The sequence below is a fragment of the Photobacterium alginatilyticum genome, from assembly GCF_009910675.1.
In the GTDB taxonomy this organism is placed as follows: Bacteria; Pseudomonadota; Gammaproteobacteria; order Enterobacterales; family Vibrionaceae; genus Photobacterium; species Photobacterium alginatilyticum.
The window spans coordinates 52,852-77,115 of record NZ_RSEJ01000010.1 but is presented as its reverse complement, the minus strand read 5'-3'; the positions used below and the strand labels follow the sequence as shown (position 1 = coordinate 77,115).

The window sequence follows — 24,264 nt, the reverse complement described above, 5'->3', positions numbered from 1 at the left end:
CGTGCACCTTGAAGCAACAAGGTGCACGAATAACAGCCTCTCAATTGGTAAGACTAGCAAGCCGTTTAAATAAACCGGCGCTAGCCGATGCTCAGGGCCCAGCGGATCAGTAACGCGACCAGTGACAAACTCAACACGCCGCAAAACCACAACGCAACAAACCACAGCCAGCGTTTAAAGCACGGATTGATCATCAATGGTACCCTTCATCTTCATTCAGCTTGCCACGGAACACCCAGTAAGAATAAGCCGTGTAGGCAATTATTAGCGGTAACAAAATGACCGCGCCGGCAAGCAGAAATTTCAAGCTGGTATCAGGCGCAGCAGCCTCGGCATAAGTCAGACTATGCGGGACAATATAGGGATAGGTACTGACACCAAAGCCCAACGAAGCGAGCAGAAAGAGCCCGAGACTAGCCAGGTACGCCTTGATGGGTTTATGTTCTATCAGATCTTTAAACAGTAAATACACCAGGCATGCAGACCCTGCCGGGATCAGCAAGAACAAAAATGCCTGCGGAAACGAGAACCAACGATCGGCGATGACACTGTTACCCAATGGTAACCACAAGCTCAGGATCCCAACCATGATCACCATTATCAAGGCGCACCGCTTTGCCGTCGCATAATAGCGACTTTGATAAGGTTTCGGCAGCTTGATGAGCAACCAGCAAGAACCAAGCAAACTGTAAGCCGCTATGGTGACCAATCCACAGAAAACGCTAAAGGGTGTGAACCAGTCGAACCAGCCGCCACTATACTGCCTGTCAGCCACTTCAATCCCTTGCAATAAGGTGCCAAGCATCATGCCCTGGGTGAAGGTTGCCATCAGTGAGCCAATAAAGAACGAGCTATCCCATAGAAATTGTCCGCGCCGGGTCCGGAAACGGTACTCGAATGCGACCCCTCTAAAAATGAGTCCGAGCAACATCATGATCAACGGAGCATACAAGGCAGGCATTACCACCGCATAGGCTAAAGGAAATACGGCAAACAAACCGCCACCGCCAAGCACCAGCCAGGTTTCATTACCGTCCCATACCGGTGCGATACTGTTCATCATCAGATCTCGTTCTTTGCTTGAATCACCGGCAATAAACAAAATCCCAATCCCGAGATCAAATCCATCAAGTGCCACATAGGCGAAAACCGCAATGGCGATGAGCATGTACCATATCAATGCGTAATCCATATGTCCTCCTATAGCCTTGAGTCAGTTGTGGTTGATACAGCCGATTGGCCTTTCAGCTCCGCCTGGTACTTGGTCGGCGATTTACGCATCAGCCTGAGCAGGTAGAAAAAGCCTGCACCAAAGACAGTGAAATACACCACAACAAATGCCGCCAGCGACACACTTACCGCAGCAGCGTTAACGGGTGAAATGGAATCTATGGTTCTCAGTAACCCATAAACGGTAAATGGCTGTCGCCCGACTTCTGTCGTCACCCAACCACAAATAATGGCGACAAAGCCAGTCGGAGCCATCACAACGCAGCAGCGGTGGAACCACTCATTATGAAAAAGCTCGTCTTTTCTCCTCAACCACAAACTAGTCAGGCCGATTGCCAGCATCAGAAACCCGATCCCGACCATGATCCTGAAGCTCCAAAAAACGATAGCGACTGGCGGATGTTCATCCTCGGGAAACGCATCTAACCCCTTAACCTCGCCATTCCACTCATGCGTGAGGATCAGGCTACCGAGATGCGGAATCGCGATTTTGTAATCAACGGTTTTCTCTTCTTCATTAGGTAGCCCAAACAGAATTAATGGTGCCCCTTTTTGGGTTTCAAAGTGCCCTTCCATTGCGGCAACCTTTGCGGGCTGGTGTTCAAGCGTATTCAGGCCATGAAGATCCCCCACGATGACTTGGATCGGAGTGACAATCGCGGCCATCCACATTGCCATGGAAAACATAGTTCGCGCCAGATGATTGCTTTGAGAGCGCAACAGATGAAAGGCACCGACCCCTCCGACGACAAAGGCCGTCGTCAAGAAGGCCGCAAGTACCATATGAACGAGACGATAGGGAAAAGATGGATTAAAAACGACTGCCCACCAGTCTACGGGGATGAACTGGCCAAGCTCGTTCATTGAATAGCCCGCCGGTGTCTGCATCCAGCTATTAACGGAAAGGATCCAAAATGCAGAGAACAGGGTACCGAATGCGACAATGACCGTAGACATGAAATGCAATTTTTTCCCGACGCGATTCATGCCAAACAACATCACACCAAGAAAACCCGCCTCAAGAAAAAAAGCAGTGAAGACTTCATAACCCATCAAGGGCCCGAGCACGGGACCAGTTTTGTCAGAGAATACACTCCAATTAGTACCAAACTGATAACTCATCACTATGCCGCTGACAACGCCCATCCCGAAGCTGATAGCAAAGATTTTTATCCAGTAATGGTAAAGCTCAATGTATTTGTGCTTGCCTGTTTTTAGGTACAAACCTTCCAGCACAGCCAGGTAGCTCGCCAAGCCAATCGTGAACGCCGGAAAAATGATATGGAAAGAAACAGTAAATGCGAATTGGAACCTAGCCAGATCAACTGCGAGTTCATTCATAGTTGCTCCTTAGCCCAAACCAACGTATCGTGGTGCCCGGTTCAGGTAGTACATGTCATAAAAGCTCTATTCTATTAATACGAGCAAAGCTAAATTATGGTTCAACTGTGGAGTTTTTTCAGTACGATTAACACTATTAACTATCATTAGGCATTTTATTATTTTTGTAACTACCTAATTATTAGTCTCTTCATCCTTTGACAAACAACAATGCAAAAACTTAAGAATATTAATAAACCACCTATAGTGATAAAAGCACAATAAAAGCACCTGAATAAGCTACCTCTCTGAATTTGTACACCAATGATGACATTAATATATTTCTTAACTTGACAAAAAAATATAAGCCAATGATAATTAATCATATTATTACTAAGCAATTTGATAGAATATATTTATCGACATTTTAGAGTTTATCAATCAAATATTTCTCTTGCCATTACCCTTAGTTAAGCGTATAGATATAAATTAAACCACCACTCAGCCCTTGTTAGTAATGATAATTACTGGCACGTCATCTTACGTTTGAATTTTGGTATTTGATGTGAGGGCACACTTTATGAGTTTTAAACGAACTCTTGAAAAAATGGAACCGGACTTTGAGCCCGGAGGGAAATATCAAAAATGGCACGCATTATATGAGGCCATTGCAACTATCGCCTACACACCCGGCACGATCACCAAAGGTCACACCCATATTCGTGATAGCATAGATCTCAAGCGAATCATGATTATGGTGTGGTTAGCAACGTTCCCTGCCCTATTTTGGGGGATGTACAATATTGGTAACCAGGCGATTATTGCACTTAATGCAATCTACTCTCTTGAACAAATACTCACCCTTGCCGACACTAACTGGCATTATGCGACAAGCCTTGCGCTTGGTGGGTCTCTTGCCGACAGTGCAGGATGGGGCAGCCGCATGCTATTAGGTGCTGCCTACTTCCTGCCAATTTATCTCACCGTTTTTATCATCGGTGGTTTTTGGGAAGTTCTTTTCGCAGTCATACGCAAGCATGAAATCAACGAAGGCTTCTTCGTCACTTCAATTTTATTTGCCCTCATCGTTCCACCTACCACTCCGTTGTGGCAAGCGGCTTTAGGAATCACCTTCGGTATTGTTGTTGCCAAGGAAGTCTTTGGGGGAACAGGTCGAAACTTTATCAACCCCGCACTCGCCGGGCGGGCTTTTCTCTACTTTGCCTATCCAGCACAACATTCTGGAGGCTTAGTCTGGGTGGCTGCCGATGGCTATACCGGGGCGACAGCGCTCAGTCAATGGGCCGAAAGCGGTCCTTCGTCACTGATTCATAACACTACCGGCGACTCAATTAGCTGGATGGACGCATTCATTGGCAATCTACCCGGCTCCATTGGCGAAGTGTCTACACTGGCCCTGCTTATCGGCGGCATCATGATTATTGCCATGGGTATTGCCTCATGGCGCATTGTTACCGGTGTATTCCTGGGAATGGTCATCACCTCGACAATATTCAACCTCATTGGTTCGGAAACTAATCCTATGTTTTCAATGCCATTCTGGTGGCATTTGGTGTTAGGCGGGTTTGCATTCGGTATGTTCTTCATGGCTACCGATCCGGTGTCGGCGGCATTTACAGACAAAGGAAAGTGGGCATTTGGGGTGCTGATTGGTGTTATGACGGTTCTGCTTCGAGTGATAAATCCGGCCTACCCTGAAGGCATCATGCTCGCGATTCTCTTTGCCAATCTCTTTGCACCGATATTTGACTTCTTTGTCACTCAGGCCAATATCACCAGAAGAAAACGAAGATCGCACTCGTTATAATTACGTAGCTGGTTTATAACGTAACTGGTTTCTCTGGCACTCAATTGCTTTGCGTGCCCGGGGAACCGATAAAGCTATGATTTCTGAACAAACAATGGTCTCAGTGCAGGCTCACTTATGGGAGGTGTTAAGCCATGCCTTCGACAAAAATAACCGGGTCCTGATAGCTGATCGCCATACCTTCGTCCATGAGCTCTTCGATGATGTCGTCATTCATTTCTACAAACGCTTCACTCAGGATATCGCAAATCGCCTCCCCTCCCGGTGTCAAAGCCAAGGCGGAAAACCAGGGTTTCAGCCTGATCTTTCCTTGCAGCACATGATGAAGGTTCAGCATGTCTTTACGAGCAATATTTACAATACTGTTTGCCAGGCTAGTCGCTATCCCCAGAGAGCGGTATTCAGGCAATACATAGACAGTATGCAATGAGAGCTCATAACAAAGCTCTGATGAATGGAACGGAAAGCGATGGTCTTCGATATAACGGCTGAAAAGTGCCGAAGCAATCAACTCGTCATGGCAATATACAAGCAATGCTACATCATTGTCGGATTGATACTGACGTTGAAAAGGTGCTTCCAGCAGGCTTGATTCAGCAGCAAAGGTACTCATACCATCGTTGCCATTCAGCACTTGGATTTCATAACTAGCTTCAGCAAGCGTTTTTAGAACCGTCACTCCGTCAGTCAGCCCCAACGGTTCTATCACTCCCTCCAGGGTTAATGCAGGTAGCGACAATAATCTTACTTGTTCATATAAAGAACCTGCACAGTGGCCTGTCGGTTTCAAAAGCCCGAAAGCATCAATTTGGAATACATCTTCACAATTATCATCCGCATGTATATCAACAACATACCATTTTTGCTTTTTATTAAGCTCCAGCTCTAACGCCCATTGAACAACTTGTTGCCAGCAGGAAAAAGACTGACTTAATTGAAATGACGACTCTTCCAGATGATAAACCTGATAACGATCTTGTTGCATTAAATAAAACCTTGCCAATGAAAATAAGCAATCATTTGATTATTTATCATATCAAAGTTAACCAAACTCATCGCATGGCATAAAGCAAAGTTGTGATGTATGAGTTATTCGGTGAGAAGTTTTGACGTTTTTTCGGCATTATTCCGGCAGCTAGCGGTCAATATTTTGACGCCAAAAAAGTGACAATAATTTACCTTATTATCGGCAAAATAATTACTATATTTAATTCAATACATTGAAATTAAAACAACAAGTTTGGGATCAATATCACCTCATAAAAGGTACATGAAATATTGATAATTTATATTACATTGACTAAAGTCAGCCATGTCAGAGCAATGTCAAAAACAATAATAACCATTATTGATGGCCATAAGGCTTACCGAAATAATATCAGCAAGGATGCTTATGAAGTAATTACTCTATTTCTTATTCGTTATTAAAGACTCCATTATTATTTTACACAATAAATTTATAACAATATTAAGCAGTTAATGAAAAAGTTACTTTTTATATTATTAGTCGTCGCCTCGCAAAGCGTAATGGCATTCAGTGATAGACCAACCGCCGATCTGGTGTTAGTCAAAAAAGCAGAGCGGAAAATGTTCCTGATAAAGAACGATACCGTCTTTCGCGAATATACTATCAGTTTAGGTAAGCAACCTGTTGGACATAAGCAAAAAAGGGGAGATAACCGAACACCAGAAGGCTTATATACGCTTGATTTCAGAAACAGGCAAAGTAAGTTCCATCTGAGTTTGCATATCGATTATCCTAACCAGCAAGACAGGTTGAAAGCACAGCAACTCGGTGTTGATCCTGGTGGAGATATCTTTATTCACGGATTGCCAAATGGAAAGAACATGCCCCTTGTCTACGAAGGCGTAGACTGGACCCGAGGCTGTATTGCAGTAAACAACCCGCAAATCAGAGAAATTGCCCAGTATGTATCAGACGGTACACCAATTCAAATAGCACCATAACCAGTCACTACTTACTTTGGAATAGCTCTCCGTCAGCCAGAAGGATTGGAGTACGGAGAGTTATCACAATTGCCTTTGTTACTTGCATCACCTTATGGTTGCGTCACACGCCCATCTAGCGCAACACGCAAGCTCTCTTCATATGACAAAGGCTTGGAGAAAAAGTACCCCTGCAGCTCTTCGACCTCCAACCCCTGTAACGCTTTCTTTTGCTGCTCGGTTTCGACCCCTTCAGCCACCATTTTAAGCCCGAGAGCCTTAGACATGCTCACCACACTGCTAATGAGTATTTCCCCTTGGTCATCGACACCAATGCGCTTGACAAAGTTTTGATCCAGCTTGACGACATCAAGCGGAAACTCGCACAGTGAATTCAACGCCGAATAGCCGGTTCCAAAGTCATCAAGTGCCAACTTGACCCCCATGTTTTTAATTACCTGCATTCGGTGAATAACCTGCTTGGTCGATCCTATCAACATGCTTTCAGTTATTTCTATCGTCAGATTCTCAGGCTCAATCTGATGTCGCTCAAGCACAGACTGTATCTGGTGAAGTAGCTGGGAATGTGAAAAATGCGGACTCGACAAATTCACATGCACCGATAATGGCGCTAAACCATTTTCCCGACGCTGACGATTAACTTGCGCCAAGAACTCGCAGGATTTATCCAAAATTCGGCTACCAAGGGCGATAATCATTTCTCGTGACTCCGCCATCGGAATAAACCGGCCCGGTGACACCTCTCCAAGTTCCGGATGGTACCATCGAGCCAATGCTTCGAAACCAGATATTTCTTCAGTAGCCGCGCACACTAGAGGCTGAAACTTAGGATAGATGCTGCCATCGCGAATAGCCTTGGCAATATCTCGCTGAATCAAAATATGACTCTTTAGCTGTTCCGCAATACGATGGTTGAACAGCTGAATCCGTGAAGGTTTCAATCCCGCACGGTAGGTTGCATATTCGGCGGCATTCATCATTTCATCTGCGGACAAAATTTGTTTGGTCGTTAGCACAACGCCCACTGAGACGGTTAGCTGAACTTCGACACCTTCGACCATTAACGGCTCATGCAACGCTTCGATAATGGCTTTGGCATGACGATAAGGCATAAAACGGCTGCCTTCAGTCAGTACAAAGGCAAATTCACTGTCTGCCACACGCCCCAGGGTTCCCCTCCCGACAACACGCTTAAGCATTCTGGCAACGGCCACCAGCACCTCATCGGCCATTTGGTGCCCGAATGCACCAGCGACAATATTAAACCGCTCTATCCGGATATAAATCAGCGCAGGTGAAGTTACCTGCGGTCCTTGCTGTTTATCAGCCAGTTTGTTCGATAACAGTTTATAAAGGGTCTGACGATTGGCCAGTCCCGTCACCGTGTCGTATTTTTCGAGTTGTTTTATCAACCCTTCCTGCTTTTTCTGGTGGCTGACATCTTTAACGGACAGCATCAGCGCCTCGCCATTTTGTTGTTTAATGGGAGTCACTTCTAACTTACAGGCGATCAAACTACCATCTGCTGCCAGCATATCCATATCAAAATGTCTTTGTCCGGCGGCTACAGCTTGATACATGGCATCGACCTTGCCACTTTGATCACCGGATTCCGAACAGATATTCAGTAAAGGCTGACCGACAAGTACCCGACCGGACGGATAGTGCAAAATAGAAGCTAACGTATCATTGGCATCAACAATTTGACCATCAAGCACGATGACCAGTCCAAGGTTGCTGGTGCGATACAAGGCTTCAAACTTTTGAGCAACATCATTAAGGGCTGAGTCGGTATGGGATGATTTTGTCAGGATTTGGTTAATAACCTCGCCTACCATCGAGAACTCATCGTTACCATCAACTTTCATCGGGGTGCTGTACTCGTCCCGGATCAGGGTCTCAAGTCCTTTTTCCAGCGCTATAAAACGGCTACCCACTTTTCGGCGAAACGCGAGCAAAGTCACTACGCCGGTAATCACTGCAGAAATAAGCATGGCTGCAGCCAGCCAAATAATAAGCTGGTTACCTTCCTGATAGATAGTTCGCGGTCGGCTGCTTTTTAGAATAGCTAATGGATTACCATTGAAATCATTGAGCACAACGCATGCAGCAAGATCTTTCCCGTTATTCTCAATTTGAGTAAGAGGAATCAGCTTACCCTCTATACTGTCTTGCGGTGTCACTGCAACCAGCGTATTTTCGGCGGAGAGCACTTCCCTGAATTGACTGGGAAAAACAGCCGATAGATAACGCCCCCAAATCAGCCAGCCTCCAACAGGACTATCAGCGAGACTGGTACGTATCGGAGTCACGCTAATGACCAGCACTTTACCCGAAACCGAAATAAGGCCTGATTTGGCATATTCTTCAGGGAGCCGCCCCTGGATTAAATCATCAAGATAAACGCCAATACCTTGCGCAGACAGTAACTGATTAAGGAAGTCAGCCGATACTTTAGTTGTACGCCCTTGTACCTTAGCCATCGAACTTTCAACGATATGTCCATCCCTGTTAACAAACAGCATCAAGTCAAGCTCAAGATTTTTCAGCGCATCGTAGTTCAGGTTTCGGTCACGGTAGGCATTGTCACCTTTGGTCACAAGGTAGTAGCTTTCATCCCAGTTCGCCCAGTCATATGATCGCTCAGACTGGCTTCGGACAAGAATATCGATAACGGCTTTGGCCTGATAGCTATGCTTGAGGATTTGCTGTCGTTCGATATCATTTAGGTTCATGAGAAAAAAATAGCGGGCACAAAACAAGCAGATAGCAGCAATCGCAAACAAGCCTGCTCCAAATAATAGAGCCGTTCTTGTGCTTAGCTTGGCAGGTGCAAGAGTTTTTATTCTCATTTTCCATTAACAGTCGCAGTTTCATTCCATCAAAGAATATCAATTTACCCTTTGCAGGCGCAACAAATCACGGGCGCTACTAATAGTGAAGAAATACGGCAATTTGTAAATAATACCCCGTAAACCGTGTACTCAACATGGGTAATTTACTCGTTTGTATCCATTTCTTCCTGCCGCTTTTACGCTGTACAGCGCTTTGTCGGCCACCACCATAATTGCATCCCACTCACTTTGCAACTGCTGCTGGGACGCTGTAAATACTGCTCCCATAGAAACAGTAACAGTGATATCTCCGGCGCTGGTAGAAAAAGCTGTGTCAGCAATTGCCGAACTTAAGCAGGCCAGAATGTTATCTGCTTCATGTTCAGGGGTATTGATTATCAACACGAATTCTTCCCCTCCCCAGCGAACACTCAGATCCCCGCTGCACGATGCTTTTTTTACTCGCTGAGCCAGCAAGATCAGAACCTGATCACCAACATCATGTCCCAGCTTGTCATTGATAGATTTGAAATGATCAATATCTAGCAATACTACAAGAGCGGCTCTTTGCTCGGGTCTTGAAGAAATGGTTGTCAGCCACCTTTCAAGGTAACGACGGTTGTTAAGACGAGTTAGCGGATCTTGCATCGACTGGGTGGCCAGTTCCGCATTTGACTGCTCCAAAGCAATATTGTTGCGGCTAATACTGCTGTAGCGACGATAAAGTAAATACAGCACAATCAAAATTAATGCCGTACCAACCTTTAGCATGTTCTCACGGGCTTCCTGCTCTGCTAGGCGTGCTGAGCTCAAGGCATTTTCCGTTTTCAACAACACGATTTCGTGTTCTTTTTCTTTCGCTTCAAACCGCTCCTGTAAATCAAACAGCTCTTTCCTTCTAACATCAAACAAGTACTCTTTGCCTTGTACTGCATACTGTTTGTAATACTTGAGAGCCTGCTCGAAATCGCCCGATGCCTCATAAATATTAGCAATAATATTACTCACGTAGATGTAGCGCTTGCGATTATTCCTTTCTTCATAGGTATCCAGGGCAAGAAAGGCATGTTCGAGGGCCTGATCAGTTTGATTTAACAGCAAATACGACTCAGCCAGGCTTTCATTACAATTGGCGATACCACGGGGCTCGTTATATGTTTCTGCCAACCTAAGGCAGGCTATTGAGCTTTCCATCGCCTTCTGAGGCATACCATGATCCTGTTGCATGGCAGACAAATTCATGAGGGCTGTCAGCTTCACACGGTAAGAGCTGGTTTTTGCAGCCATTTTCATCGCTTCTCTAATATGAGCAACCCGCTCGTCCGGCCTATTTAAATACTTTGTAATAACGCTGCCATTGATATGGAGTATTGCCTCGGCAAATGGATTGGAAAATGCCTGCTCATGATAGATATCCAACGCCTGGCTCAGGTAGTGGTCAGCTTTGTCCCACTCCTCCATACGTATATAAACCGTTGAAATATTTGATAGAACGCGGGCTATTTGCAACTTGTCACCACACCCGAGAAATATCTCATACGCATTCTGGTAGCTCTGTAGCCCCTGCTTATACTCCGAACGGTCAATATAGATATTTCCCTGCCACTTCAGCGCACGGGCAAGCAAGGATGAATACTCCAGCTCCCTCGCCAGATCGACAACGACAGCAACCGTTGATTCCGCCAGTTCGTAGTTTCGCTTATCCACCAGCTCAGCCGCTTCAGCCAACCACGCCTCGGCGACCATCCATTTACTGCCAGTTTTCTCGCCAAGCTGCTTTAGCTCGCGAATATAACTCATTGCCTTAATATCATTGTCACCTTCAGCCTGCTCAATGTTGTACTTAACCAGCAAAAATATCGCCTGTCTTAATGAGGAATAAGTAGGATCGATTTTTCTTTCCACCGCTGGTAGGCGCTGCTCTGCTTTTTTAGGTGCAATAAAAGACTGTACATAAAGATCCAGCAAAGGCTGTTCCTTATCGCTTGATATCGACTTCAAGAAATGGGTACAGGGTTGATCGCTGTCTTGGCCTGCTATTGAACGACACGAAAACGTCATAGCAGCAAGCATGATTAATAGAATTGAAAAACGCGCTATCAACTTTGAAGGCTCAGGCATAAAACTCTTTATAGATTAGTAATTGTCGTTGTTCCCTCACAACATTCCATCGGGGGCTATTAGTACCAGAGATTGTATTACAAATACAATCTCTATCCTTTTAATTTGTCAATCAATATCAAGAAATGCCGATGTCATCATCAACTTAGTATCTAATTCTGACAATAAAGACTAATCACAATTAAAGTAATAAGGTGCAACTAAAAATTCATTTATAAAAAAGCCCGCAAAAAAGCGGGCACTTATATGTTTCATGAATAATTAACTAAGCGGCCATCGCCTCTTCATCTTGATAATTTCGCGCAATATCCACAAACTCATTTTCACACTCTAAGAAGGCCTCGACCACTTGCGGATCGAAATGTGTCCCCTTCCCTTCTAGAATGATTGTCTTGGCCTTATCATGACTAAACGCAGGCTTGTACACTCGCTTCGAAATCAGGGCATCATAGACATCAGCTAATGCCATCAACCGGCCTGACAACGGTATTTCTTCTCCAGCTAATCCGGCCGGATAGCCACTTCCGTTCCACTTCTCGTGGTGAGTCAGTGCAATTTCACGCGCCAGAGACAAGAAGGTCGAGCTTCCCATTTGTTTTTCAGCTGTTGCAATCGACTCAGCTCCGATCAGGGCGTGCGTTTTCATGGTCTCAAACTCTTCGTCAGTGAGTTTACCCGGCTTGAGCAGTATCGCATCCGGAATCCCAACTTTGCCGATATCATGCAGTGGAGCCGACTTATACAGCAAATCTATCCGCTCATCTGTCAGATAATCACGAAAAGCATCTCGATACTTGAGCCGTTTGGCCAGCGCCCTGACATACTCTTGCGTTCGCAAAATATGTGCGCCTGTTTCATTGTCACGGGATTCAGCCAGAGCCGATAGCCCGACAATAGCTACATCGCGAGTCTGATTAACCTCATCATAGCTTTTCTCCAGTCGGATCAGCATCTCATTGGTATAATATGCAATTGTCCCCATCTCGCCATGCTGGACAACGGGCACGCGAACAGATAAATCCCCTTTGGCTGCTTCTTCTAGCACCTGCTGCTGGTTCACTAACAATAATCGCAATAGCTTCAGCCACTGGTACATAATAGAGACGGTATAGGTAACAAGAACAACGGCAACATAGACAAACTCTTTGACGATACTGACAATCGCAGAATGCGGCCCCGTCACCGCAATGTTTTCTGCCAGCCAACGGACATCTTTGAGCATCAGCATACCCAGTATTGTTGTCAGCAAGGTAACCACAAATATCACCATTCCTGCCATTTGAAAGGCAAGTGAATGGCGGTAACTCTGAATACCCGCCAGCTCCGACGCTTTGATCTGCTTGGGATAATGCAAGATCTGACTATACAAAGAGAGATCCAGGCTGATCAGCACACCCAGGCTGCCAATACCAAACAAGACCTTAAAGCTGCTCTCGATGGGGAAGTCATGAAAAACGTTGTACCAGACGGACAGGCCAATTGCCCCCACGGCGAAAATTGCCAGGTTCTTGGTCACGCAATGAATGCTGTCACCTGCTTTGATCCATAACGAGCGCAACGCAAACATCAGCGAAAATGTCACCAAGGCGTAGAGCCCGGCCTGCCATCCCGAAAGCGTATCGAGAAAAGGACATACCCGCCCGCCATACAAACTAAAAATCCCTGCTGCAAGCGTGTAATGAATCGCAGCTCGTTTTGTCAGTTGTTGTTCTGTATTCATCGCTACTTATTGTTAGTATGAATTTGGTTCAGTGTAACTAAATGTTAAAAACATTTCATTCACTTAAGTCATCCAATAGTGACGTGGCATCTACTAAAAAAATGGTCCGCCTAAGTGCTTTACTATCTCAATCCTCGTCAATAACCAAACACCATCACACCGCCAAAGGTGACCCTGTAACTCACCAGTTCTACTCAAATGATAAGAAACATCCCCAAGGCGCATTAATCCAAGGGCTTACCCTACTCTAAAGTGCAAAAGTCATACTGCTGTCATTTGCAAAGGCCATATTAATAACCACCTGAAATCAGTACTTTTTATCAATATAACGTTGCTGTATTATTACTGTATATATATACAATATCAATCTGTATAATAAGGACCTGTTGTGATCATCAACCATGTCTCAGTCGGTACAAATGATATCTCAGCTGCCATTCGATTCTATGATGCAGTATTTGCAACACTTGGAATTCAACGCTCACACGTTATCGATGGTGTTGCCGCTTCATACGGTGAAAGCTTCGAGTTTTGGGTTGGCAGCCCCTGTCACGATAAGCCAACATCCGGAAACGGTTCTCATTTTGCCTTTACTGCCCCGACAACACAGTCTGTCGACGAATTTTATCAAGTTGCTCTGAAGCAAGGCGGCCGCTGTGGTGGCAAGCCCGGACTTCGCCCCCAGTATGGTAAATCTTATTACGCGGCATATATCTACGACTTAGATGGCAACAAAATTGAAGCGGTATCGTGCTAACACTCAAGGCTAACCTCTCCAATTCATAACAGGAAGGACTCAACGTGTACCAACTATATTACTACCCCAACAACGCCAGCCTGGCGCCTCACTTTCTGCTCCATGAGATGCAGCTTGATTACGAGCTATTACTAGTTGATCGAAAATCTAATAGCCAAAAATCATCAGAATATTTGAAACTAAATCCAGCTGGACGGATACCCACTTTGATTGATGGCGAGATAACGATATTTGAAAGTCCAGCTATCTGTATTCACCTTTGCGAACAACATCCCGAGAAAAGCTTAATACCACCGTTAGGTAATAAAGAAAGGCCATTGTTCTTTCAATGGCTGACTTATTTAAACAACACACTTCAAGCTGAACTTATGGTGCGTTACTACCCACATAGACATACGTTAAATGAGGAAGGTATACCGGCGATTAGAGAAGCGCAAGATGAGCGTGTTGCGGAATCTTTGCAAATCATCAATGAAGCATTAACAGGCAAACAATATCTGCTTGGCGATAACATTTCCGCCTGTGACTTCTTCTTATTTATGCTCTCGCTGTGGTCGCTTGGCACCAAGAAATCACCGATGTCATTCCCCCATTTAAGCCAGTACCTCAAACGCATGGCTCAATATCCAACGATTCGCAAAGTCTGTGAGTTTGAAAATATTGATCTTCAGTCTTTTCAATAATTACTTCAAATGAAAGTTAAGATATTTCAAAAAACAGAACAACCACTCAAAAGACAGAGAGTGCACTAAGGCAAAACTATTAAAACAAGAAGGTATCGAGTTACATTATCACAATCATGATTCTGAGTTTTCTCGGCTGAACATAGCCTTCGACCCACCACAAATTGCCCAGCTCATTATGCTGATCTCAACCATGAATGCATGGAACCGAATGGCTATAGCAACCAAAATCCAAGAAAAATAACTGATCGGCTTACCACAATTAGAACACTCCTCAAAGAGCATCACACCCAGTCACTTCCCGTGACTGGTTTTCTTACGCCATCCCGCGATATCTCTCGCTTCACGATAGATACGACATGAATAATTAGAGGTCAAAACATTTCATTAAACAAGTTACCGCTTTACTGATAAAAACCTTTGTCAAATGATGAAATTCAAATCAAAACTTGTGAGACACTTATCACAATGTTAACATTCTGCCGATTTTTTTAATTTGAAGTCTAAGTATTTTCCTGTTTTGAGCTGTTTAGAACATGTTTACCAGAGGGAAATACTTAGAGGACAAAACGTTCGAGAAGAAGTATGGATAGCGTATTTAGTAAATACAGTATAGAAACAACGGATTACGAAGTTGGGCAAGACAACATTCAAAAATGGGGATTTGACGTTCATAACCCAGTATTCGGCATCAGTGCCGGACTGATTATTCTATTTTTGAGTGTACTCTTGCTTGTAGACCCAAGTACTGCCAAAGCCGCCCTCAATGGCCTAAAGTTTCAAATCATTGAAAACTTTGACCTCCTGTTCATGTGGTCTGGTAATATTTTCCTTATTTTTTGCCTTGGCCTGATAGTCTCGCCGCTTGGCAAAGTCAGGCTCGGGGGCATCAATGCCAAACCTGAGCACTCCAAGATCTCATGGCTTGCAATGTTGTTTGCGGCCGGCATGGGTATCGGGCTTATGTTCTGGGGTGTGGCAGAGCCAACAGCCTACTTTACTGGCTGGTATGAAACGCCTCTTGCAGTAGAAGCTTATTCACCAGAGGCGAAGAAAGTTGCTCTGGGAGCAACCATGTTCCACTGGGGGATTCATGCATGGTCAATGTATGCAATCGTCGCCCTGTCTCTGGCTTTCTTCACATTCAACAAAGGCCTGCCACTTTCTATCCGTTCAATTTTTTACCCAATTCTCGGCGATAGAACTTGGGGTTGGTTTGGCAACGCCATTGATATTATGGCTGTTCTGGCGACCCTGTTTGGTCTTGCGACTTCTTTAGGGCTTGGTGCTCAACAGGCAACCAGTGGCATCAATCATGTCTTTGGCACCGATGGTGGCCTTGGCATGCAGCTAGCCGTCATTGCTTTTGTTACGACACTGGCTGTTATGTCTGTTGTTCGTGGTATTGAAGGCGGCGTTAAGGTGCTAAGCAACATCAACATGCTTTTTGCCTTTGCGCTTCTTGTCTTCGTTACTCTGGTTGGTTTTGCCATTGCAAAAGGTTCCCTGCCAGCAACCTTCATGGGCTATGTCGAAAATATCATTCCTCTGAGCAACCCGCATGGCCGTGAAGACGAGACCTGGATGCACGGCTGGACAGTCTTTTACTGGGCTTGGTGGATCTCTTGGTCACCATTTGTCGGTATGTTCATTGCCCGCGTTTCTAAGGGTAGAACGGTTAGAGAGTTCCTGATTGCCGTAATCTTTATTCCAACCCTGATTACCCTAATCTGGATGTCTGTATTTGGCGGTATTGCTATCGACCAGGTGGTGAATAAAGTGGGTGAGCTAGGCGCAAACGGGCTGACTGATATTTCTCTGACTCTATTTCACGTATTTGATGCTCTGCCATTTGGCTCAATCATCTCAGTGATTTCTATCGCGTTAATCTTGGTGTTTTTTATCACATCGTCTGATTCAGGCTCTCTGGTTATCGATAGCATTACAGCTGGCGGTAAAGTGGATGCGCCAGTTCCGCAGCGTATCTTTTGGGCAACCGTTGAAGGTGCAATTGCGGCAGTCATGTTGTGGGTCGGCGGAACCGAAGCAATCCAGGCTCTGCAGGCAGGTACCATTGCCACAGCTCTACCGTTTACCATTATTCTCCTATTGATGTGTGTGAGTCTCATCAAAGGGTTAAGAACCGAAACATCGCTCTACACGGCGAAAGGGACGCGCATTAACACAAGCCCTTCTCTTTAATTAAACACAAATGGTCAGCAACATGCTGACCATTTTTTTACCTGCCCGAACTATTGTCCATCCGGGATCACATTGCCATTTTCATCATAGGCCCGAACATTGAAATGGTACTCGACGCATTTCTCGTAATCACCTTTGAACAGCGCATTGAATGCATACTGGTAAGGAACAAGCTTACATGCAAAGCTATGGTTCCCCGGAGTATTAGGGTTCCAGCCCCAATCCTTGTCCCAAGTAATCATTAACGCCCCTGCTCCGCTTGTATCAAACGGCTTCATATCGGCACAACCCAGCTTCTCGCCGGTGATATCAAGATTCAGTTCCTTGGCAAAGAGACGGTAATAATCAATCCTGTTTTGCGCCAGATTGGTTTCAGCCCCCTTGTTACATTCATAGGCGCCGTTGATGATCTGAATGGTTGCCCCGAATCCGGCCTCGATACCCGACGCTTTGTCGGCGGCATTTGGCTTCCAAGTTCCGTCAATAACATGCAACATGCTCGGTTTCGGAGGTTGTGGGTAGACATAAAAAAAGACTGCCGAAGCAAGGTTCAACCAAGTATCGGCAACCAATGCAGGGTTTTCCAACAAGATATTCTGATCGCCAAACATTGCTTCCGAGAACGGGCCATAATTATAGTTCCAGCTCAGTTGCTTAGCCCCACGGCCAAAGTAACTCTTGCCTGGCGCGCATGGCCACTTCTCGCCCTGCCAGCCGCTACATTTACTGTAGGTGCTGTCGGGCTTATCTTCGGACTTATACATCTCGCGCAGGTAATACAGCCCTTGACGCCACTCAGGTACCCCTTTTGATGTCTCCCAGCTTGGTGCATGTGCCCCTGTTTCCTGGACAAAGTGGGCAAACATGGTGGTGATAGAGCGTTTACAAATGTCGTCTGAATTACGGCCGTCAGTATAGGTTCGACAGAAGGCAGGGAACTTGGCTATTGCCTGAAGAAAACGTGTATAGGTGTACTTCTCATTGCGCAGCGGGAAAAGATAGTTCCACATCGCCTCATCAACAATCGTCTCGACGCGGCGGACATTCTCCGGGTTCGCGATGTTCAGAGGAGTCACAGCTTCCACCAACACATTATCAAGCGTCGCAATATCTGAGCGTACCAAGCTAAACAGCTCTGTGCTGGTTTGTTGCGTTTCGAAAGCTTCCAGCTCACTGCGCGGCATTAAGTAGCCGCCTTGACCATCAGGGAGCACCGTCAGGCCGGGGTCCGGGTTAGGGTTGGGACCTGGGCCGGGTCCAGGCTCTACAGGAGTGGAACAATCCGAGGGTTTCCAAAACCATGATGATGATGCTGACGGTGTGTCCCATGCACCCGGATTATTCTGGGCGATATAGCAACTTCCGTTATAGCTAACCACATCACCATTAACGACCTGAGTCTGGCCTGGCACCCATTCGATGGGTTGTACATTAGCGAGGGTCACGCCGCTTGCACTAACACCGAGTGCCATACCAATCAAATAACCAATTCTTTTAGTCTTATTGATGTTCAACATAAATAACAAGCCTCCGTTCTATCTTTCGGGTTCTGGTTATTATTTGTTCAACAAAAATACGGTGCGATGTGATTCAAATTTAAATTGTCAGGCGTTCGAGTGTATTCACATATTTTCTGATAGCGGAAATATTCTCGCGGCGAATTATCGATATCACGCAAAGAATTATTCTATTGATAAAATTAATAAAAAACGCAATTACCGCTTCACCCGGCTTCTTGCATTCGCAGCTACAATGAGTCGGTTAATCAGCACTTTTTTCTTGGTCTCCGACGCAGTGTTAAGCTCACGGATCACCCGGCTGATTTCAGAATCAAGGTACTTGGCTGTCTTGGTGCGGATCATTGCACTGATGACTTTATCAGCGTTGACCGGCAACGGCTGTGCCAGTGCCCACTGGTAACTGTAGCCTTGGCTGGTGTCCGAATCATTGCCAGCCCCTTGAGCATCAATCATGATTTCAATTGGAGACTGAACATCCGCTTCACGCCCTAGTTTCCTGTAATACTCGCAGACAACAGGAGACCGGTGATGGGGCAGTTCGCCACTTTGGTACAACTTCGGCCCCAGCTCTCTGGCCAGATCTACTTTCGCCTCCAATACAAAAGTACTCGCATTGGTCGCTTTGGCCGTTGGTTTATCCGGCTCGGTGAAATACACCATTGCCCGCGCTTTAGCCCGTGTCAGGCCGACATAGGCCAACCGCCGTTCTTCCTCAACATCGGCAGCAATACTCCCCGACGATTTGTTCATATAAGGGAAGGCATCCTTATCCCAGAAAGGCAAGTGGACATGATTATATTCACAGCCTTTGGCACGGAAAATCGTTGTCAACTGGACACCCGAGACTTGGTTGTTGGCCTCCCCAGTTCGCTGGGCAGATTGCTGTGCCGACTGATGAGTGTAATATTCGAAATACTGCAGTGCTTTTTCGCAATTCTGATCCATCGATTCCAGCACCGTTGCCACACTGTCGAGCCTTTCAATAGCCTCTTCAATTTCTGTCGCTGTCGCCTCGGTTTTCCAAATCCAGTTATCAAGGCCACTCTCGTTACGGTATTGATTAAAAACCTCCAACGCCTTGAAACTTCCCTTTCGCTGCAACCGAACCAGCAGCTCAAAGCGCTCGATCAGGTTATCCAACTTCAGGCTACTGTTCGCTTTCTCATACCGGCTAATAAACACCAACCAGTTAGTGGTTTCCATACCGGCCAGCTGATCGCACAGCGGTCGCAGTGCCTTATTCGGCACATAACAATGGGGAAAGCTCAAAAAACTAAATAGCAACAAAGACTTTTGCTGCTGAGGCATCTCACCAAACCTACCGGTTGCCAACAGCATAAGTTCAATCAGCAACCTGACTTCCCGGCTGTTTGCCAGCACCGAGGGTACCGGCATTTGGTACGGTAGCTGTTTGCTCAAAAAGGCCAGTTCGAACAGCAATGTCTGCGACCAGCGGCGGACAAGAATGGCAACATCTGACGGCTCACCGCCATCAGCGAGATACTTTTGCACCGACTGGGCAATCTCTCCGACCTGACGCGAAGTGCCAGACACCTCAATGGCGGTATCACTGATAGCTTCATCAGAAATGGTCAGAAAATCACTAAATCGTTGCTTATTGTTGGCAATCAGGTGACTGGCGGACAAAGCCAAACTATGCCCGAACCGGAAGGTACGAGACAGGGTATAGGTACTGGCAGGTGCAAAATCCTGTTCAAAATCCAGCATGAATTGCGGTGCACTGCCGCGCCACTTGTAAATACACTGATCAACATCACCGACGGCCAGTAGTTGTGTCTCCGGCCCCAGCAGTTGTTTGAGCAAGCGGTACTGAGCCGTATTGATATCCTGGAACTCATCAACCACCACAAGCTTGCAGTGCTGATGATAATGCTCACGTATTGCATCGTTGCCTTCGAGCAATTTCACCGACTCCACCAGCCAGTCATCAAAAAAGAATACCCTTTGCTGCTTACGCAAGGTCTCAAACTGCTCATAGGCATCAATAATGAACAAATAGTCCCGGCTGATCTCTGACATCCGGAACACTTCGCGCGGCGGCAGCATATACGCCTTAACCAGGCCGATAAAACTCAACAAGAGCTCAATGGTCTTGGGATCTTTGACCATCTGCTGGCGCTGGAAGCTTTTCTCCTTACCGGCTACCGACCGGAGCACTGTTTTTACCAGTGCCTTATCGCTCTCGCCGCTTTGATAATTGACGCGAAATCCCGTTTCTCTTAGAAAACCGGTTTGATTGAGCAGCTTGAGACAAAAGCTATGAAAAGTATGAACCGGTACGTTTTGCTCTATCCCCGATGTGACGAGTTTCTGCTGAAAATCGGTACGAATATCGCGGTTGAACATCATCACTAGCATTGCTTCGGCAGGGATATACGCCAGCTTCTTTTCAATCAGGCCAACCAGGGTTGTGGTTTTCCCCGTTCCTGCGCCTGCGATACAGAGGGCATTACCTGTTTGGTGATTAATAAATGCTGTCTGCTCGGGGGTATAGCGCGTCATAGTGGACCTGAACCTGAAAACGAAAAGACGGTGATTTTGCCACAACTCACGCTACTTCGCTCCTCAAAATCGACACTAACAGACCAAATTCAAATTCCCACCGGTATAGTCTGCAAACCAAATTACGCAAACGTTTGCTTTATTTGCTGAAAGCTGTAATCGCTTCTGCTATTATCAGCCACAGTTACAGGCTAGGCTGCTGTTTTGAAGACATATCCGGCCTAACCTGCATGGTTTTATCTTTGTCTCGACTTTTGAAATAGGAATTCACCATGAGCCTTGCTGATCAAGTTCTCGCTGTAAATGACGATCTCCCGATCCGTACAGACAAACCCGTCCATAGCGGAAAAGTACGTTCCGTGTACTGGTTGACGGAAGCAGACAGCCGCCGTCTGATCAAGGAAAAAGGCTATAACGTACAGCCAGATGCCCCACTCGCCATCATGGTGATCAGTGATCGTATCTCCGCATTCGACTGTATCTGGCATGGCGAAGGCGGAATGAAAGGCGTTCCGGGTAAGGGCGCCGCGCTCAATGCTATTTCTAATCACTGGTTTAAGCTATTCCGCGATAACGGCCTGGCTGATAGCCACATTCTTGATATCCCCCATCCATTTGTATGGATTGTGCAAAAAGCCAAACCGATCAAAATCGAAGCCATTTGTCGCCAGTACATCACGGGTTCGATGTGGCGTGCCTATGCCAATGGCGAACGTGAGTTCTGCGGTATTAATGTACCCGAGGGGCTGGAAAAAGATCAGAAGCTACCAGAATTACTGATCACCCCGTCCACCAAAGGCATTCTAGAAGGCATTCCTGGCGTTCCGGCCGTTGATGATGTCAACATCAGCCGAAAGAACATTGAAGATAACTTTGCCGCCTTTAATTTCAGTTCAGCGGATGATATTGCGCGCTACGAAACACTGCTAAAAGAAGGCTTTGATGTTATCAGCGAAGCCCTTGCTAAACTGGATCAGATATTTGTCGACACCAAATTCGAATTTGGCTATGTCACTGATGCACAAGGCAACGATAAACTTATCTATATGGATGAAGTCGGTACACCTGATTCATCACGTATCTGGGAAGGTGCCGCTTACCGCGAAGGTAAAATAGTTGAAAACTCTAAAGAAGATTTCCGTCAGCTATTGCTTAACCACTTCCCCGATCCGGATATCTTACTCAACAAAGATCGCATGGAAGAACGTTCTGCTCTGGCTCGCGACAACGCCCTGCCACAAGACGTTCTTATGCAAGTATCCAAAATTTACACTGGTATTGCTGAAAAAATCACCAGCAGAAAAATCACACTGAGTGAAAACCCTAAAGCGGAAATTATTAATATTCTTCGCGATGAATACAGTTTAATTGATTAACAGTAGAATTCTAATTTAAAAAAAGCGGCAATTATGCCGCTTTTCTTTTTATATTTTTGACTATATTTGCAAGAGTTAAACACCTATATTCAACTGCTTTAGTATTTAAAAGTGCAGATTTTAACCGTGTTTTACAATAAAGATTTTATAAACTTAATTACCAGCAAAAAAACACATTCCGTGATCACATATTTACACAAACGCTATTAACAATCCCGTTACCCAGCCGACACAATGGCTATCAAACCTATAAATATACGTGTGCTCGTTGAGGTCTCATCATATGAAGTTCAGCCATAAAGTGGTCGCCACATCATCCGCCATATTACTTGCAGCATTAGCTTTGCTGTCTGCTAATCAGTATTTCAATACTAAATCCCAGATCCAAACATTAGTCATGGACAGTATTGATGAAATCGTTACTGGAATGAGTAACACAGTCAATGCCGAAATAAGCAGCCGTAAGGAGCTTGCCAGCTACGCTACCAGCTTGATTGAACAAGACTTATCACTCAATAATATCCAAACCGTCATTAGCCAACCGGTGATGAAAAATACTTTTCTGCTGACAGGGCTCGGCTTCGAGAAGGATGGCAGCTATACCAGTAATGATCCTAGCTGGAATCCGGGCAGCGACTGGAACCCGCGGGTGCGTCCATGGTACATCGATGCCAAGCAAGCCCGTGATCTTGTCATCACCGCGCCGTACGCCGACTCGGCGACCAAAGAGATTTTGGTATCGATCGCAACGCCAGTATTCGCAAGTGGTGAATTTACAGGTGCAATTTTCTTTGACGTTAGCTTGGGAGGCTTAGCTGAACTGGTAAATCAGGTTTCACTGTTCGATGCTGGTTACCTGTTTATTGTTGCCGGTGATGGCACTGTTATTGCGCACCCTGAAGAGAAGTACAATGGCAAACCAATGTCAGACTTCCTGGGTAACCAGGCGCTTTCGAACAATGTGGTCACAACCGAACTCAACGGCAAAACCGTGAAGCTCTCTTTTACCCAGGTTGAAGGCCAAAATTGGTATATCGGTACGGTACTGGATGAAAGTCTTGCATTTGCCGCTGTCGACAAGCTGAAAACAGACTCCATCATATACTCAGTTATTGCATTGATTGCCGGTATTATTGCTCTATTGCTTCTAATCAAAGTATTGATGCGCCCACTGCAAGACTTGAATATCGCGATTCAGGATGTTGCATCCGGTCAGGGCGATCTAACCCGTCGCCTTGACACCAATACCGATGCCGAGTTTGCCGTGCTGGCAACAGGATTCAACGCCTTCACCGAAAAGCTACAAGGCCTTATCATTCAGTCCAAGTCATTAAGCCATGACATCATGCAAGGCACAGAGATGACAGCAGAAGGCGCGAAGCAGTCTGCCAGCGCGATGTCTGCCCAGTTGCAGGAGCTGGATCAGCTCGCTACAGCCATGCATGAAATGGCGACCACGTCATCAGATGTCGCCGGTAATGCGCAAGGTGCAGCCTCGGCCGCTCAGGCTGCGGACACAGCAGTGACCGAGGGAAGCGATGTGGTCTCCCATACCGCTACTGCCATTACCAATCTGTCGGAACAAATCGACGAGGCTGTTGAGGTCGTCAAACAACTGGAAGCAGCTACCGGCAACATTGAGTCCATCCTGAAGGTGATCAATGAAATTGCTGACCAGACGAACCTGCTGGCACTGAATGCTGCGATTGAGGCCGCCCGTGCTGGTGATTCTGGCCGTGGATTCGCCGTAGTCGCCGACGAGGTTCGCACACTTGCCCAGCGTACTCAGCAGTCAACGACAGAAATCCGCCAGATGATTGAACAACTTCAATCTGGCGCCAGCTCAGCCGCTAGCGTTATGGGGCTAAGCAAGGAAACAGCTGCCAATACCGTTGTAAAAGCGCAGGAGGCAGATGAAGCCTTGGCACGTATTAGTGGTGCTATTCAGCAAATCAACGATATGAACCTGCAGATTGCTTCTGCAGCTGAAGAACAGAGCCTGGTTGCCGAAGAAATTAATACCAACACACTGAATATCAAAGAGCTCTCGGTACAGGTTGCCGATGCTGCCAATGGTGCCAACGAGGCAATGGGCGTCCAGATCAACAAAGTACGCGAACAAGATAGTGTGATGAACAAGTTTATTGTATAGCGGCATACAGCTTCGCAAATCAACTATAAG

General features: G+C 46.0%; 16 protein-coding genes. 7 read left to right on the top strand and 9 right to left on the bottom strand.

All coding sequences use genetic code 11. The annotated features are described in order from the left end of the window. Nucleotides 1–80: 80 nt before the first annotated feature. From EIZ48_RS11315 to EIZ48_RS11305, 3 genes are read right to left on the bottom strand one after another with little or no spacing between them, the layout of a single operon-like run. Nucleotides 81–194, bottom strand: coding sequence for a DUF2474 family protein (locus EIZ48_RS11315; protein ID WP_192928549.1), 114 nt, complete (start codon nt 192–194; stop codon nt 81–83). Beyond that, nucleotides 194–1,192 (bottom strand): cytochrome d ubiquinol oxidase subunit II, encoded by a 999-nt coding sequence (gene cydB / locus EIZ48_RS11310; RefSeq protein ID WP_160651149.1) that lies wholly within the window; start codon nt 1,190–1,192, stop codon nt 194–196. Before cydB ends, EIZ48_RS11315 begins: the two co-directional genes overlap by 1 nt. A gap of 8 nt (nt 1,193–1,200) precedes the next feature. Then, nucleotides 1,201–2,571: a cytochrome ubiquinol oxidase subunit I gene (locus EIZ48_RS11305; RefSeq protein WP_160651147.1), complete on the bottom strand. Its 1,371-nt coding sequence runs from the start codon at nt 2,569–2,571 to the stop codon at nt 1,201–1,203. A gap of 559 nt (nt 2,572–3,130) precedes the next feature. Here EIZ48_RS11305 and EIZ48_RS11300 point away from each other — a divergent pair. Continuing rightward, on the top strand, nt 3,131–4,378 hold the full coding sequence (locus EIZ48_RS11300; RefSeq protein WP_160651145.1) for an NADH:ubiquinone reductase (Na(+)-transporting) subunit B: 1,248 nt from the start codon (nt 3,131–3,133) through the stop codon (nt 4,376–4,378). Between the two features lie 127 nt (nt 4,379–4,505). On the opposite strand, the gene EIZ48_RS11295 is transcribed toward EIZ48_RS11300, so the two are convergent. Further along, on the bottom strand, nt 4,506–5,363 hold the full coding sequence (locus EIZ48_RS11295) for a GNAT family N-acetyltransferase (RefSeq protein ID WP_160651143.1): 858 nt from the start codon (nt 5,361–5,363) through the stop codon (nt 4,506–4,508). Between the two features lie 494 nt (nt 5,364–5,857). Here EIZ48_RS11295 and EIZ48_RS11290 point away from each other — a divergent pair, with 494 nt between their 5' ends. Continuing rightward, entirely contained in the window at nt 5,858–6,346 is a 489-nt protein-coding gene (locus tag EIZ48_RS11290) for a L,D-transpeptidase family protein (protein ID WP_160651141.1), read from the top strand. 92 nt (nt 6,347–6,438) lie between these two features. Here EIZ48_RS11290 and EIZ48_RS11285 read toward each other — a convergent pair whose 3' ends face one another. The 3 genes from EIZ48_RS11285 to EIZ48_RS11275 all read right to left on the bottom strand — a co-directional run bounded on the left by EIZ48_RS11285 (nt 6,439) and on the right by EIZ48_RS11275 (nt 13,021). Beyond that, a complete protein-coding gene (locus EIZ48_RS11285) occupies nt 6,439–9,132 on the bottom strand; it encodes an EAL domain-containing protein (protein WP_160651139.1) in 2,694 nt (897 codons plus the stop codon). Nucleotides 9,133–9,330: 198 nt separating this feature from the next. Next, a complete protein-coding gene (locus EIZ48_RS11280) occupies nt 9,331–11,301 on the bottom strand; it encodes a tetratricopeptide repeat-containing diguanylate cyclase (protein WP_160651137.1) in 1,971 nt (656 codons plus the stop codon). 265 nt (nt 11,302–11,566) lie between these two features. Then, a complete protein-coding gene (locus EIZ48_RS11275; protein ID WP_160651134.1) occupies nt 11,567–13,021 on the bottom strand; it encodes an HD domain-containing phosphohydrolase in 1,455 nt (484 codons plus the stop codon). 388 nt (nt 13,022–13,409) lie between these two features. On the opposite strand from EIZ48_RS11275, the gene EIZ48_RS11270 reads away from it, so the two are divergent. From EIZ48_RS11270 to EIZ48_RS11260, 3 genes are all read left to right on the top strand, one after another. Next, entirely contained in the window at nt 13,410–13,778 is a 369-nt protein-coding gene (locus tag EIZ48_RS11270) for a VOC family protein (RefSeq protein ID WP_160651131.1), read from the top strand. A gap of 44 nt (nt 13,779–13,822) precedes the next feature. Next, the gene (locus EIZ48_RS11265; RefSeq protein ID WP_160651128.1) at nt 13,823–14,461 is read left to right on the top strand and encodes a glutathione S-transferase N-terminal domain-containing protein; all 639 of its coding nucleotides are present in this window, start codon (nt 13,823–13,825) and stop codon (nt 14,459–14,461) included. Nucleotides 14,462–15,046: 585 nt separating this feature from the next. Continuing rightward, nucleotides 15,047–16,663: a BCCT family transporter gene (locus tag EIZ48_RS11260; RefSeq protein WP_160651125.1), complete on the top strand. Its 1,617-nt coding sequence runs from the start codon at nt 15,047–15,049 to the stop codon at nt 16,661–16,663. 50 nt (nt 16,664–16,713) lie between these two features. Here EIZ48_RS11260 and EIZ48_RS11255 read toward each other — a convergent pair whose 3' ends face one another. Together EIZ48_RS11255 and EIZ48_RS11250 are read right to left on the bottom strand one after the other, a co-directional pair. After that, nucleotides 16,714–18,180 carry a glycoside hydrolase family 19 protein gene (locus EIZ48_RS11255; RefSeq protein WP_160651122.1) on the bottom strand — a complete coding sequence of 489 codons (1,467 nt, stop codon included), beginning with the start codon at nt 18,178–18,180 and terminating at the stop codon, nt 16,714–16,716. 198 nt (nt 18,181–18,378) lie between these two features. Further along, a complete protein-coding gene (locus tag EIZ48_RS11250) occupies nt 18,379–20,706 on the bottom strand; it encodes an ATP-dependent helicase (RefSeq protein WP_160651119.1) in 2,328 nt (775 codons plus the stop codon). Nucleotides 20,707–20,978: 272 nt separating this feature from the next. On the opposite strand from EIZ48_RS11250, the gene EIZ48_RS11245 reads away from it, so the two are divergent. Next, the gene (locus tag EIZ48_RS11245) at nt 20,979–22,082 is read left to right on the top strand and encodes a phosphoribosylaminoimidazolesuccinocarboxamide synthase (protein WP_160651116.1); all 1,104 of its coding nucleotides are present in this window, start codon (nt 20,979–20,981) and stop codon (nt 22,080–22,082) included. A gap of 283 nt (nt 22,083–22,365) precedes the next feature. Continuing rightward, a complete protein-coding gene (locus EIZ48_RS11240) occupies nt 22,366–24,234 on the top strand; it encodes a methyl-accepting chemotaxis protein (RefSeq protein WP_160651113.1) in 1,869 nt (622 codons plus the stop codon). The last annotated feature ends 30 nt before the right edge of the window (nt 24,235–24,264 follow it).